This window comes from Vibrio mangrovi (assembly GCF_024346955.1).
Lineage (GTDB): Bacteria > Pseudomonadota > Gammaproteobacteria > Enterobacterales > Vibrionaceae > Vibrio > Vibrio mangrovi.
Map to the genome: position 1 here is coordinate 1,073,518 of NZ_AP024884.1, position 14,519 is coordinate 1,088,036.

The window sequence follows — 14,519 nt, forward strand, 5'->3', positions numbered from 1 at the left end:
CAATTAATAGTCTTCATGACGGTTTATGTACGCCATGCATCCTGTGTTTATCAGTAAGACGAACCAAGGGCGCGAAGGATGCAGTTTTTTTCAATGAGGTGGCGGATATTTTTCAGAGAGTCGTCAAACGTACGGATTTGCTCCTCACAACAACAGTGTTAGTGATTATTCTCGTCATCCGCGTAGAAGCAGCAGACACGCTGCTGAGAGTCGAACCGGATATGGCACTGCTTTTGTAATACGGCTTTGAGCTTTCTGCGGGCTCGCTGTATCCGGGATTTGGTTGCCACCAGCGTCAGCCCGTTATCGGCAGCAAATGCTTGTTGAGTCTGTCCTCTCAAATCGCACTGCCGGATCACTTCTCTGTCCGGCGGACTTAATTTTTCCAGTGCTTTCGGCAGGCACTGCGCCAGACTGTCAACGGCAGGTTGTTCCTCATGTACGGAAGCGATTTCATTCTCATCCGCAGAAGAAACCAGCAACTTTCCGGATTTTCTCTTTTCATCCATTAGCAGATTATGGGCAACCCGGTACAACCAGGCGCGCTGGTTATGGATATCACAAAACTTTTTTTCCTGTTGTAAGGCGCGCAGAAACGTATCCTGAAGCAGGTCAAAGCTCAGATCGGCGTCCCCGCTCTGCTTCAGGAGCCAGTAATAAATATCGGATTCGGAGAGATGCCATGTTTCAATCAAACACGGCACTGCTGAAGATTTACTAGGATTGGGCATCGTATTTATATCTTATGTAATCAGTTCATCATTCTGGGCTATATTCACTAAGATAGCCGCTGAAGCAACAGCTGACTACCCGAACCATACGATTATCGGGCCTGATAAAACTCTTTTTTAATCAATTTCTTCATTTTGCTGTAAGAGGCTTTCTCATGCAGTAACTTTAATATTCTGTGCATGACGGGAAACGCATGGCTTAGATGAATAAAGTAACCATCACAGAAATAGTTCTTATTGGGTTTACCATCGCTGGAAATCAGGAAACGATGCTTTGGACAGCCGCCATTACAGACCGGTTTAACGATACAGTTCCGGCAGTCTGAACTAAGGTTGGTCAGCTTCTGCTGCCCAAATTCAATATTCTGTGGCAGGTTGACTAAATCCAGCATCTCCTGTTCATTGATATTGCCCAGTTTATGCTCGGGATAGACAAAATGATCGCAGGAATAGACATCGCCATTAGATTCGATCACCAGATTCCGCCCACAGGTTTCATTGATAACACAACCACTAGCCTGCCCGGTCAATTTGGTCAGAGTCTGCTCAAAATTCATCACAAAGACGGAGCCAATATCATTCTGTATCCAGTGGTCAAATATAGTATTTAAAAACCGGCCGTATTCTTTTGCCGGAGCTGACCATTCGGTCACTTCACTCTGACCGGAAAAATCAGGCTGAATCAGTGTCAGGCCATTCTCATCGGGCTGATTTGCGCGACGCTCAACCAGTGGAATAAACTGCATATAGCGGCTGCCGATTCTTTTCAGGAAGTTATAAACATCCATCGGCCTTTTAACGTTTTCGGCATTGACTACCGTGAGCGTATTAAATTCCACTTTATGTTTTTTGAGTGCATCCAGTCCTTTCATCACATCGTCAAAAGTGCTTTTCCCGGCCCGGGTATGGCGGTGCGCATCATTACTGATACGGTCACCGTCAATGGAAAGACCAACCAGAAAGTTGTGCTCTTTCAGAAAAGCAGCCCATTCGTCATTAATATTGATGCCATTGGTCTGCAAATAATTATTAATTTGCTTGTTGCCTTTATACTGGTTCTGCAATGCAATCGCTTTGCGGTAGAAATCAATCCCCAGCATTGTAGGTTCTCCACCCTGCCACACGATATCAACCACATCCGAACGCTGAGACTGAATATTCTGGCGGATATAGTTTTCGAGGGTTTCATCATCCATTTTCCAATGGCTTTTTCGTTCTGGATACAGATGTTCTTTCTCCAGATAGAAGCAGTAAGAACAGTCTATATTACATACGGATCCGGACGGTTTTGCCATCAACTGGAAGTTTTCTACTCGCTGGTTCATCTACTGCTCTCCTGATTGCGACACATTGGATTTTATATTTTTTATATTCTGAGTTTTGGTATTTTCTGATGCAGACACGGTTAGACATCATCCGGATGAGTTCTGCACCAGACTCCCGAAGAATTAAAAACGCAGGTTACTGAAACAAATTTCCCAGTAACCTGCCTTTATGAACATCACAACATCATGTGTGATTGTTTAATCGGGAAATGCATCTTCCATGTGGTTGAAGTGGTACAGAAGATCCCACGGCTTAATATATGCCGGATCACTATACTTTTTCGCTTCTTCCCACCATAGCTTTTTCATCTCAGCCAGTTTCTTCGGATACTTGTCAGCAACATTGGTTGACTCGGAGAAATCAGCCTGAGTATCGAACAGTTCCCACTGATCATCAGCAAAATCGGTTCCGATTTTATGCATTGCAACTGCTTTCCACTTACCTTGTGTAATCGCTCGCTGACCACGCAATTCAAAGTACTGAACATTACGGGTTTTGGCATGCTTGTTGGTAAATGTCGGCAGAATAGATTTACCGGCAACCGGGATCTGTTTAACGCCATCGACAGATTTTGCAAACTTCGTTCCTGCGGCTTCCAGCATGGTTGGCGCTAAATCCACCAACTGTACATATTGATGACGAATTGCACCTTCATCTTTAATATGACCAGGCCAGGATACGATCAACGGTGTTCTCACTCCACCGGCGAAAGGCCATAGTTTATAACGGCGGAATGGTGTTGCTCCGGCCCATGCCCATGGACGCTGATACAGCATATAAGTTTCCGGACCACCGGCTTTATCCAGATTGGCATCCATTTCAGCAACGGTGGTTTTATCCATATAAGCATGGTAGAAACCGCCTTTCTGGGAACCTTCAGAAGCCGCACCGTTATCTGTTGCGAACACAATCAGCGTATTGTCATACTGACCGGTTTCTTTCAGGTGTTTCACCAGACGACCAATCTGCTCATCCGTATGAGTCAGGAATCCGGCGTAAGTTTCCATAAAGCGAGCAAACACCCGTTTATGCTGGTCATCTAAAGAATCCCAGGCCAAATCGCCTTTCTCACGCGCAGGCAGTTTAGTATCAGCCGGGATAATACCCATTTTTTTCTGACGTTCGAAACGCTGCTGGCGTAGTTTGTCCCAACCCATATCGTACTTGCCTTTATAAGCTTCGATATAGGATTTAGGCACATGGAGCGGCGCATGCGCAGCACCCATCGCAAAATATAAGAACTTAGGCTGAGGATCATTTTGATCCATTAAATGAATCGCATGGTCCGTCAAATCAACAGACAGGTGATAGCCCGGCATTTGTGGTGTCGGAATTTCCTTGTTGTTTTCAATCAAGTCCGGATGCCACTGATCGGTATGACCACTAATAAAGCCATAGTAGTAGTCAAAACCTTTTTTCAACGGCCAGAACTGATGGTTCCGTTCTTCATTTCCTTTGCTGTATTCAGGAGCCAGATGCCATTTACCCAAAGCAAATGTCTCATAACCGGCAGCACGGAAGGCTTCAGCTACGGTTTGCGCATTGGTTGGCAGCTCACCGCTGTTTGCCGGCCCGGATCCCAGAGGAACACTGGCATCAGGTCCTGGTGCTTCTTTGATTCCCGGCATATGTTTCGGTGGCAAATCTTCCATATGCACAGTCTGAGCATTCCGTCCCGTAATCAGCGAAGCCCGGGTCGGAGCACAGATAGCGTTGGTATCAAAGCGGTTATAACGCAGACCAGAAGCCGCCAGCGCATCGATATTCGGCGTTTTAACTTCCGAACCAAACGCTCCCAAATCGGAGAAACCAATATCATCAAGCAGAATCATGATGACATTCGGCTGCTGTGAATTATGGGTCTGTGCCTGTGCCGCATCGACAAAACCGGACACAGATAAAGCAGAAGTCACAGCGGCGATCGAAAATACGTTGAGAAGGTGTTTTTTGGCAACAGCGTTGATTCCCGCAGTCGTCTCAGACTTTCCGTCCTGATGACTGGAGCGGTTTCCCAAAGCGCCGGATACCCGTTTCCTTAGTTTGCTTAATTGCATAATTTATCCTTTACATCACGTTCTATATTAACTAACCCAAAGAGTGGATTCAGTGAGCCGGAAGCAACTTAGAAATCGAACTGGAATTCCAGTTTTGTCACATCCTGACCACTCGAATTCATCACATGCGCAACCCACACTCTCATGTACGGTTTGATGAAGTATTGTAATTCCGGAGCCAGCGTTGAACCGAATTCATCTTGTGAAACGGTCACAATAGGCGAGAAACCGACGAAATTATCCGGGAACATCTGATAAGTTGCTGTGGCCGACCACCCCAAACCTTCAGTCGCAAAGCCAGCTTCTTCAATATCTGCCGCAGATTCACCTGCTGCTTTTTTAGAATAGGCCATATTGGCTGCGATTTTATGTTTCATTCCAAACTGTTTATAACCTTCTACAGAATAGGTATACAAACTTTCAGAATGTCTGTTGCGTCCGGTATCGGATTCAATATTACTGCTCGTATCTACGTTACCGATAATATAAGTACCATCTCCGTTTTCTAACATCGGTTGCCCGTTATGAACAGAGAAATAAACACCGTATGAATCTGGCATATAAGCATAAATATCCGCAGTCTGATAACCTAAATCCATGCCAACAATATCGGATTCGGTATCGTAACTGGCATTAATAAATATATTATTATCCAGTTGGTGTTTATAAATAATCTTGTTGGAATTTTTCGCACCGGCGTCGCCCTGAGTATCATAAAGTCCCTGAACACCAATATCTGTGACAAAGATTCCCCAGGTTGCCGTATGCTTCGCCAGCATCAGCGCACCAAAACGATCTGATTCAAAACCGGTTCTGAACTGTTCCCATTTGACCGTATCTTCCAGCGCACCATTGAATTCGTTGGTTGTCTGACCGTCGGTTTTTCTGTAATTTTCCTGAACTTTCAGCCAGAAATCACCGATAAAACCGATATCATCCGTGAGCATCGTTTTGCCACGTAATCTGAGGTTTCCTTGTAGGTAACCATTGTCCCGGTCAAGTTTGCCCTGCTCTTCATATGAGTGCTGCATGTTTCCTTTCAGTCTCACAGTGGCATACCAGCGCGAGCCATTTTCCACATCGGAAATTTTAGAAATTTCACTGCCTTTGTTTGCAGAGAGGTAGTTTTCAACAACGTCGGAGTCCCAATTGGTCGTCGGACTTTTTGCGTATGCTCCGGAAGTTAATAATAGGGATACAAGTACAACCAGTTTCTTCTTGTCCATCGTCTTTTCCTTATAGATATACTATTTCAGATCGGTAAACCACACTGCCATATGATTTATCTTTCACTTCACACTGCTATTGATAAAAATAAAAACTACGTTAATTCAGTCTAGGATAATTTCTTGCATTTCAGGTACAAAAAAACCCGGGACATCCAGTTTAAAATAATCTGGACACTCCCGGGTTTTGCCCTGCATGTGGTAACAATCCCGACGAAATAAATTTTATATATAAAAAAACCTGACTGTTTTAATGGCATAATAATGCACTAATAAAACATGTCAGGTCTTGCCCGCAAAAGCGGTAACAATCCAATATCTGTTACTGTTGAGACTAACTCTTGTCCTATTTATGTTCAATTAACTAAATTATCAACTGTGACGCACCTCAGTTATTTATCGCATAAACCCTGAAAAATACCGATTCAAATCACATTCTGTAATCGATTGCGACTTTCATTATATTACCAGACATTGGAGCGGGAACTCAAAACCCATATCGGCCACTCACCACCTGCCATAAAGTGACAAATGCAGATATGCCAGTCACTTATCCGTAATAAACGTCTAATCGTCAGAGAGAAATACATTGAATATTAATCAAGCAAATGCCCTTCAGCCCAAAACTCTCCCTGCAGGAGATCCACACCCAGTTCAACCTCAGGGACAACTCGCAGTTCAGGGACGTCATCTGCCGGTGCAAATCGATCACACTCCGAACCATTCAACAACGCCATTTTTCACAGCAGCAAAGAATTTTCTACTTTGCCGCACAGAGCTGACAGGAAAAGCCGATGAGTCAACCAGCATGTCTTATCAGGATAAATATGAGGTGGTAAAAAACCAGTTTGAACACCCCATTCCCGCCAAAACCGAAAAGATGACAGAGGCTCAAAAGGCTTTAATCGACAAGCATTTTGATGCGGCAGCCCGGATCTATCTGGACAGAAGAGAATCTTTTGCCATGAAACACGCCGATCTAAAACTGGGTGCCCGATACCATTCAGAACTACCTGAACCTCATTTTTATCCGAATTCGAACAAAACTGTACGCTATATGCAGGATGCATCTGCACAAAAAGTGACACTTAACCATGGTCATCTGCCACAGATTACTAATCTTGATGGCACGAACGTCGCTCCGGGAAAAGCAAAGAAAGCTATCATTTTTGTCAGAAGTAATTCATTGAGTTCCATACAAAATCAACAGACTTACGCGACTCCCAAAATGAGTACGGTTGAAGATAATGTCCGGAAAAGAACCCAACACAGTTCGTTCAAACAGGGGGGAAATGTTGTCAGTGCCGGGAAACTCATCTTTAACAAACAGAATGAGCTGAAAACAGTTATCGCCCATTCAGGGCATTACCACCCCACAATAGAGTCGATGTATAAATTTGCAGAGTTTGGAAAACAGACAGGGCAGTTTGATCCGGACAAAATCATCTGGAAAGATCACGATGAACATAAACTTCCCATGAATCAGGCCAACCGGATGAAAGCCGTACTTGATTGGGCCGAACAACATCCTAAATCTTCAGACAGCGAATAGCGGTAAACAGAGCACATAACCATAAATAAGAAGCGGGTGGAAAATCCAGCCCGCTTTATGAGTTGCTGTTTTAAATGTACGTCGATCTGATGATATTTTCTGAATAGTGCAGCAGTTTCCAAAACCCGTGATATCGGTTTCTCTGCCCCTGACCTACATCAGTGCATCCAGATCCGCTTCGGCCAGCATCAGTCCGGCCCGCAGACCACTTTTTACTCCGGCATTGGGGAAAATCAGCCATTCATTCGCACGTTCAACCCGATAAGTAACATCACCATCCTGTGCGATCAAAGCTCCCTGAGCAAAGCTGGTGAAATTCTTGGCATCGTCACTGACATCGATAAAATGAAAATCGTCTGAGAGCTTTTTCAACTCACGTGCAACCTGATACACCTTAATCGGTGCCAGCATATCGGCAGAGAAAGTTTCCCCGCGAATAAAGCATCCAAGAGCCTTATCCGCCGCCGCAAACTGAGTCAGATCATTCTCACCGAACGGCCGGGCTTTTCCCAGTTCTAAAGTGCAGCTCTGCACCTGCATCACCGCATGGGTATAATAGCTGAATGTCCCGCCGGGAATCGGATTGATCACCAAGGCTTCCAGTCCCATACCGATTAGTCCCTGAAGGAAATCATCGGAAGCCAGCCTCTTTTGCGGTAGCAGTCCGAAACGAATATGGAAAGACTCCCGAATCGCCGTGTGCAGATCAAAATGGAACCGTTCCTGCCCGACATCGGCAAAAAAATCTTCAACGATATTTTCCAGCTCAACCGCCCGCGTTGTCTCATCACAAACCGGATAATCCCGGTGATGACCGTTGAACAACCGGTTCAGGTCGATCGTCTGATAACGCACTCCGGCCCGGATGGCTTTCGGGTTTCCCAACACCACCAGCAACCGGACAGCCAGTGGCATTTCTCCGGCCAGCAGTCGGTTGACATGACGTGATAAAATTTCGATCGGCGCTGTTTCGTTGCCATGCACTCCGGCCGACATCAGCACACTTTTGATTTCACCGGTTATTCCTGATGCGATCTTCGGCTCCAACAGCAGTACGCCATCAGTCAGCCATCGCCAGATTAAATTTGCATTGTCACCGGATGTCGCTTCTGGTGTCTGTCCCTGTAACGTCGTCTGAAGAAAATCCTTCATTTTTCCTCCTTCCCCACCACGCTTAACGCTGGAACGGGTATATGGATCCTAAATGCAGAATCTGGGTCAGTTCATCCAGGGCAGTCCAGTTTTCCGTCAGCAACTGCGGATCGGCCAAATCACTTTCAGAAAGGCGATCCCGGTAATGTTTTTCAACCCAGCTCGTCAATGTCTGGTAGACATGGTCATTCATCAATACATGGGAGTTTGCTGCCTGAAGCTCAGCTTCATTCAGCACTACCCGTAAACGCAGACAGGCCGGTCCTCCGCCATTACGCATGCTTTCCCGTAAATTGAACACCTGCACTTCATCGATCGGACCACCGCTTTGCGTTAACGCAGAAAGATAATCCCATACACCGTTATGCTCACGGGCTTCCTGCGGTACGACAATCAACATCTTACCATCCGCTTTGGTTAAAAGCTGGCTGTTAAACAGATAAGTGTTAACTGCGTCAGCAACTGATACCTGTGAACCCGGTACTTCAATAGGTACAAACTCACATCCGGTCGCAGACAGCTTACGGCTGATCTCCGCAAAAGCTGCTGACGTATTGAGAAATGCTTCCTGATGGTAGAAAAGCACCGGCCCGTTACTGACTGAAATAACATCATTGTGGAATACACCCTGATCAATCACAGCCGGGTTCTGCTGGACGAACACTGTCTGCTCCGGGTTCAACTGATGCAGGCGGGCAATTGCTTCACTGGCTTCCCGGGTCTGACGCGCCGGATAACGTTGTGGTTCTGCCCCGCCACCATAGGCCTGACGACCATAGACAAATACTTCGACACCGGCATCACCGTAACTCCGGCATAAGCGGTTGTGATTGGCAGCACCTTCATCTCCCATCACCGCTTGCTGCGGCAATGCAGCATGGTGGGCAAAGTGTTTTGGATCGGCAAAGATACTGCGGAGCGCGTTACCGGTTGTCTCCTCTTCAATCGCCCGGTGAAACTTATTATTCAGATTCGCCACCGTGAAGTGAACCCGCCGATCCTGCGTATCAGCCGACGGAGAAACCGTTGCAGCATTGGCAACCCACATTGAAGAAGCCGAACTGACCGCCGACAGAATTTCCGGTGCCTGTCTGGCAGCCTGCGTGATCACCTGCGCATCGGTGCCGCTGAATCCCAACTGACGCAGTGTACTGACACAAGGCCGTTCCTGCGGTGGAAGGACGCCCTGTTTCAGTCCCATATCCGTCAGCGCTTTCATTTTCATCAACCCTTGCAGCGCTGCCAGCTTCGGATTGGCCGCAAGGCTTTTGTTACTGGTCGAGGCCACGTTGCCGAATGACAATCCGGCATAGTTGTGTGTCAGCCCGACCAGCCCATCGAAATTAACTTCATAGGCTGACAGCAGTGGTTGTTTTCCTTCACTCATTCTAATACTCCCTCATCACTAGCCTGCTGTGGAAAAATCCAGTCCCGGAGAAACCGTCTCCGGCATCTCCAGTTGATCGGCTTCCATCGAAGCCATCGGCCAGGCGCAGAAATCGGCACTGTAAAACGCACTCGGACGATGATTACCTGACGCACCGATGCCACCAAACGGCGCAGTTGCAGCAGCACCGGTCAACGGGCGGTTCCAGTTGACAATTCCGGCCCGAGCGGCGGCAGCAAACTGTTCGTAATCGGCCCGGCTGGTCGAGACAATTCCGGCAGACAAACCAAAGCGAGTCTGATTCGCCATAGCAATCGCTTCATCCAGTGTCTGATAGCGGTTCACCGTCAACAACGGACCAAAGAATTCTTCATCAGGAAGATAATGTGCCCCTGAAACATCCAGAATCCCCGGAGTCACTATCGCTGTATTCGGATCGGGCCGGGTCATCTCCAACAAAGGAACAGCACCGTCTTTACAGAAATTGCGCTGAGCTTTGAGTAATGATTCTGCGGCCTGATTTGAGACTACCGCTCCCATGAAAGGTGCAGGATCGTCATCCCAGCGACCAACGCGAATCTTCCGGGTCACTTCGACTAATCGTTCAATCAGGCGATCACCTTGTTCTCCCTGTTTGACCAGCAGACGCCGGGCGCAGGTACAGCGTTGGCCGGCAGAAATAAACGCCGACTGAATAACCAGATTCACCGCCGCATCCAGATCAGCGTAGGATTCGATCACCATGGCATTGTTGCCACCCATTTCCAGCGCCAGAATTTTTTCCGGTTGTCCGGCCATCTGACGGTGCAGGCTATAACCGGTACTGGCACTGCCGGTAAACAGTAGTCCGTCGATTTCATGATTGGAGGCCAGAGAAATACCAGTATCTTTTTCTCCCTGCACCAGATTAATTACTCCTGACGGCAGACCGGCACTGTGCCAGATTTCTATCGTCATCTGGGCAGTCCGGGGAGCCAGTTCACTAGGTTTGAACACTACGCAGTTCCCGGCCAGCAGGGCTGGAACGATATGACCGTTCGGTAAATGTCCGGGGAAGTTATACGGCCCGAAAACAGCCAGCACACCATGCGGGCGATGACGAAGTACCGCTTTGCCACCCGGAATGTCCGTCACTTTTTCACCGGTCCGTTCGTGATAAGCCTGAATGGAAACCTGAACTTTGTTAATCATTCCCTGAACTTCAGTCAGCGCTTCCCAACGAATTTTTCCGGTTTCACTGGCAATCACTTCTGCCAGCTCATCTTTACGGGCCGTCAGCTGTTCAACAAAACGTTGCAGCAACGCAATCCGCTGCTCCAACGATGTTTGCGACCAGGGCAGAAAAGCCTGCCGGGCCGCACTGACCGCCTGAACCACATCTCCGACATCGGCTGCATAAGAAGACCAGATCACGGTATTAGTGGCCGGATTCCGTTTTTCCATTAGCTGTCCGCTACCGACAGACCAAACACCATTAATATAAAGACTGGGCTGATTCATGAAAGATTCTCCTGTGCAAAAAGTGGTGCCAGACGGACCGTATCACCGCTGGTCACATGCAGTGCCTGAGCCTGCTCTCTGGTCAGTAAAATATGGGATTCTGTGATTTCCGGAGTTCCGGTAATAGCCCGGTAACCGGCAAAACTTTCATTACCGATCAGACAGTGAATCTCTCCTGTCGGCTCTGCTGATGTGATTTCGACGGTTCGGGTCTGAGATTTACGCACCACCCGTAAATCATTGACATAAGCTTCCAGTGTCGGTCCGGCATCAAAAATATCGACATAGCCTTCGTAACGCATGCCTTCGCTTTCCAGAATTTTCCGGGCCGGAATGGTATTGGGATGAACCTGAGCAATCACGGCTCTGGCTTCATCACTGAGAAAATCAACATAGAGCGGATGTTTCGGCATCAGCTCGGCGATAAAAGATTTCTGCCCGACGCCGGTCAGATAGTCGGCATGAGCAAAATCGATGGCAAAAAAGTGGCGACCAAGGTTTTCCCAGAATGGAGAATGTCCATGTTCATCGGAGACGCCACGCATTTCTGCGATCAACTTATCGGCAAAACGTTCCTGAAATGTTGCAATAAATAGCAACCGGCTTTTCGACAACAGATGCCCGTTTTTACCGTGACGGTATTGAGGATCGAGAAACAGCGTACATAACTCGCTGTAACCAGTATGATCATTACTTAAAAACAGCGTCGGCATCTGCGTGTAAACATCCAGCTCCTTGGATGCATGAACCAATGTGCCGACCCGGTAGTTGTACCAAGGTTCACTCAGCCCGATAGCAGCCTCAATTCCGCAGATCCCAACCACCTTGCCACTGTCGCTGTCTTCCAGAACAAACAGATAACCCTGCTCTGAAAGCGGAGCCTGTTGATCCCAGGTCCGCAACATCCGCTCAATCCGATCATTCAACTGGCTTTCATCATCTTGTAACGAGGTAAAACCAACCCCCGTTTTCGTCGCCAGTTCTGTTATTGCATTTCGGTCGCTCCTTGCAACCGGACGGATTACCATCATTTTTCAATATCCCTGAATCACTTGTGTTCACTATAGTCACTGAACGGAAAGATCGTCACTGAACGGAAAGACCGTCACTGAACGGAAATATAATCACTGAACGAAAAATAGCTGTCATTGACCGGAAAACACCAAACCTGTCTGCCACTTTCTATACTGCCGGAGTTAGCGATTCCCAGTGCCAGAAGCGCTTCATCTTCGAGCAGTAGTGTCGAGCCTTCCAGCCATGCTTCAGCCATCACCGCCCGGAAATCCGTTTCAGTACTGACACCAATCAGATATTTCTGCGCCTGAGGTAGACGCTCGACCAATTTTACCCGGCACAGTCTGTGGTTCTGCCAGATATCAAGGGTGTTACGGTTGGCGGTCAGAATCGGCCCGGCATCGAAAATTTCAACATATTTATCGGGCTCGAATCCCTGCTCGCTCAGTAAGCCACATTGCAGTTCCGCATCCGGATGAACCTGCCCCATGACCGCCTGAGCTTCTTCATCAATTAACGGGACATACAGCGGATGGTGCGGCATCAGTTCGGCAATGAAGGTTTTATCCCGGGTGCCGTTGTAGTATTCCACCTGATTGTAATCCATGCGGAAAAACTTCCGGCCGACATGTTCCCAGAACGGCGCCCGGCCATTCTTATCGGCAACGCCCGGAATCACAGCCAACCAGTCGTTAGTGAAACGCTCCGGATGGATCGACATAAACATCAGTCGCCCTAAAGTAATCAATGCCGGATAAAGGCTGTTTTTCAGCGCCGGAATAACATAGAAAGAACAGAGCTGAGAATGATCACTAAGATCGTGATTCAGCGTCAGCGCATGAATCCGGCTATGAACTTTCAGCTCCCGGGAGGAATGGATCAGAATATCATTACGCAGTGCATAAAATGGTTCCTGATACCCGGCCAGCGCGTTGATCGCGCCGGTTCCCAGAATCTGGCCGGTCATGGTTTCTTCCAGCACGAAGAAATAACTTTCCTCACCCGGAGAAAACACATCCTGCCGGAATGAATCGATCGAGCGTTCTACTTTTTTAATCAGATGGGAACGCTGGGCGGGCAAGGTATAAACCATCGGCCCACTTTCATGAGCCAGACGTTCGATTTGTTGGATGTCACTCAGTTGAGCGGGACGAAAAATAATCATCAACACCTATCCTTGGGCAAAAACCGATTTCCTGATGCAAACTTGTTCCGGTACAGTTCTTCAAGTTTATTTTTGTACATAACGTGTCAGTGCGGCTCTGAATCGCTGGCAGCCGTTTTCCAGCTCGTCGGCAGAAATATTCAGTGCCGGAGCAAAACGAACCACATCCGGTCCGGCAATCAGTGTCAGTACGCCTTCTTCAACAGCCATCTGACTGATTTGTTTTGCCTGCCCGGCATACGTTTCATTCAGCTCACAACCGATCAACAACCCGGCTCCGCGAATGTCGCGAAAAACCGCCAGCTCCCGATTGAGTTGTTGCAATGTGTCGACCAGAAACTGGTGGCGACTGACCACGCCACTTAAAAACGCTGGCTGACGAATAATTGAAAATGCTTTTCCGGCCACTGCCGTCGCCAGCGGATTACCGCCATATGTCGTACCGTGACTACCGACAGATAGCGCCGTGGCGTAACGGTCTTTTGTCAGTATAGCTCCGATGGGAAAACCGCCGCCGAGTGCTTTCGCAGTCGACAGCACATCCGGTTCCACACCGTAATTCATATACGCATACAGTGAGCCGGTTCTACCCACTCCGGTCTGAACTTCATCAAAAATCAGCAGCGCGTTGTATTCATCACACAATGCCCGCAGCCCTTGTAAAAACTCAGTCGTCGCCGGAATCACACCGCCTTCCCCTTGGATCGGTTCGACAATCACAGCGCAGGTGCGTTCTGAAATCACTGCTCTGACAGCATCAAGATCATTATAAGCAACATGATGAATTCCGCCGGGCAGTGGTGCAAAGTCCTGAGAATACTTTGGCTGCCCGCCAGCCGAAACTGTAAACAACGTCCGGCCATGAAAGGCGCTGGTAAATGCAATAATTTCATTTTTCTCCGCCCCGGACTGCTCCAGTGCATATTTCCGGGCCAGCTTCAGAGCTGCTTCATTGGCTTCCGCCCCCGAGTTACAAAAGAAGACTTTCTCAGCAAAAGTAGCCTCGACCAACTGCTTCGCCAGCGCCAGCACCGGTTCATTGGTATAACCATTCCCCATATGCCAAAGCTTTCCTGCCTGTTGCATTAATGCTTCTTGTAGTTCGGGATTAGCATGTCCCAAGGCATTCACGGCAATGCCTCCGGCGAAATCGATATAAGATTTGCCACTCTGGTCAAATACGGTAGAACCTTCACCCCGAACGGGAATAAAAGCAGCAGGTGCATAGGTCGGAACGAGATAATGGTCGAAATCTTCCCTGACAGGTGTATCGCTGTTCATCATGAACCTCTTCTGGTGAGAACAAATTTGTCTTAGGTTCTTAGACTAAGGGAGTTTGCGGGAAAAAGATTATGGAAATCTGACCTGATTTTATAGTTTTACGCCGGGATGGAGATGTTTCATACGAGGGA

Annotated in this window: 11 protein-coding genes; 1 reads left to right on the top strand and 10 read right to left on the bottom strand. The window is 47.8% G+C overall.

What is annotated here, in order from left to right; genetic code table 11:
• Positions 1–158: 158 nt before the first annotated feature.
• From OCU74_RS20795 to OCU74_RS20810, 4 genes are all read right to left on the bottom strand, one after another.
• Positions 159–731: a sigma-70 family RNA polymerase sigma factor gene (locus tag OCU74_RS20795; protein WP_087482576.1), complete on the bottom strand. Its 573-nt coding sequence runs from the start codon at positions 729–731 to the stop codon at positions 159–161.
• 92 nt (positions 732–823) lie between these two features.
• On the bottom strand, positions 824–2,056 hold the full coding sequence (locus tag OCU74_RS20800) for an anaerobic sulfatase maturase (protein ID WP_087482577.1): 1,233 nt from the start codon (positions 2,054–2,056) through the stop codon (positions 824–826).
• Positions 2,057–2,254: 198 nt separating this feature from the next.
• Positions 2,255–4,111, bottom strand: coding sequence for an arylsulfatase (locus tag OCU74_RS20805; protein WP_087482578.1), 1,857 nt, complete (start codon positions 4,109–4,111; stop codon positions 2,255–2,257).
• Between the two features lie 68 nt (positions 4,112–4,179).
• Positions 4,180–5,337: a hypothetical protein gene (locus OCU74_RS20810; protein ID WP_087482579.1), complete on the bottom strand. Its 1,158-nt coding sequence runs from the start codon at positions 5,335–5,337 to the stop codon at positions 4,180–4,182.
• Between the two features lie 589 nt (positions 5,338–5,926).
• On the opposite strand from OCU74_RS20810, the gene OCU74_RS20815 reads away from it, so the two are divergent.
• A complete protein-coding gene (locus tag OCU74_RS20815) occupies positions 5,927–6,889 on the top strand; it encodes a hypothetical protein (RefSeq protein ID WP_087482580.1) in 963 nt (320 codons plus the stop codon).
• 153 nt (positions 6,890–7,042) lie between these two features.
• Here OCU74_RS20815 and astE read toward each other — a convergent pair whose 3' ends face one another.
• The 6 genes from astE to OCU74_RS20845 all read right to left on the bottom strand — a co-directional run bounded on the left by astE (position 7,043) and on the right by OCU74_RS20845 (position 14,388).
• On the bottom strand, positions 7,043–8,041 hold the full coding sequence (gene astE / locus OCU74_RS20820; protein ID WP_087482581.1) for a succinylglutamate desuccinylase: 999 nt from the start codon (positions 8,039–8,041) through the stop codon (positions 7,043–7,045).
• 22 nt (positions 8,042–8,063) lie between these two features.
• Complete coding sequence (gene astB, locus OCU74_RS20825; RefSeq protein WP_087482666.1) at positions 8,064–9,404, bottom strand: N-succinylarginine dihydrolase; 1,341 nt, start codon at positions 9,402–9,404, stop codon at positions 8,064–8,066.
• A gap of 42 nt (positions 9,405–9,446) precedes the next feature.
• Complete coding sequence (astD, locus tag OCU74_RS20830) at positions 9,447–10,928, bottom strand: succinylglutamate-semialdehyde dehydrogenase (protein WP_087482582.1); 1,482 nt, start codon at positions 10,926–10,928, stop codon at positions 9,447–9,449.
• On the bottom strand, positions 10,925–11,959 hold the full coding sequence (astA, locus tag OCU74_RS20835; protein ID WP_087482583.1) for an arginine N-succinyltransferase: 1,035 nt from the start codon (positions 11,957–11,959) through the stop codon (positions 10,925–10,927). The genes astD and astA overlap by 4 nt, the downstream gene beginning before the upstream one ends.
• A gap of 74 nt (positions 11,960–12,033) precedes the next feature.
• On the bottom strand, positions 12,034–13,107 hold the full coding sequence (locus OCU74_RS20840) for an arginine N-succinyltransferase (protein WP_087482584.1): 1,074 nt from the start codon (positions 13,105–13,107) through the stop codon (positions 12,034–12,036).
• 66 nt (positions 13,108–13,173) lie between these two features.
• The gene (locus OCU74_RS20845) at positions 13,174–14,388 is read right to left on the bottom strand and encodes a bifunctional succinylornithine transaminase/acetylornithine transaminase (RefSeq protein ID WP_087482585.1); all 1,215 of its coding nucleotides are present in this window, start codon (positions 14,386–14,388) and stop codon (positions 13,174–13,176) included.
• Positions 14,389–14,519 lie beyond the last annotated feature (131 nt).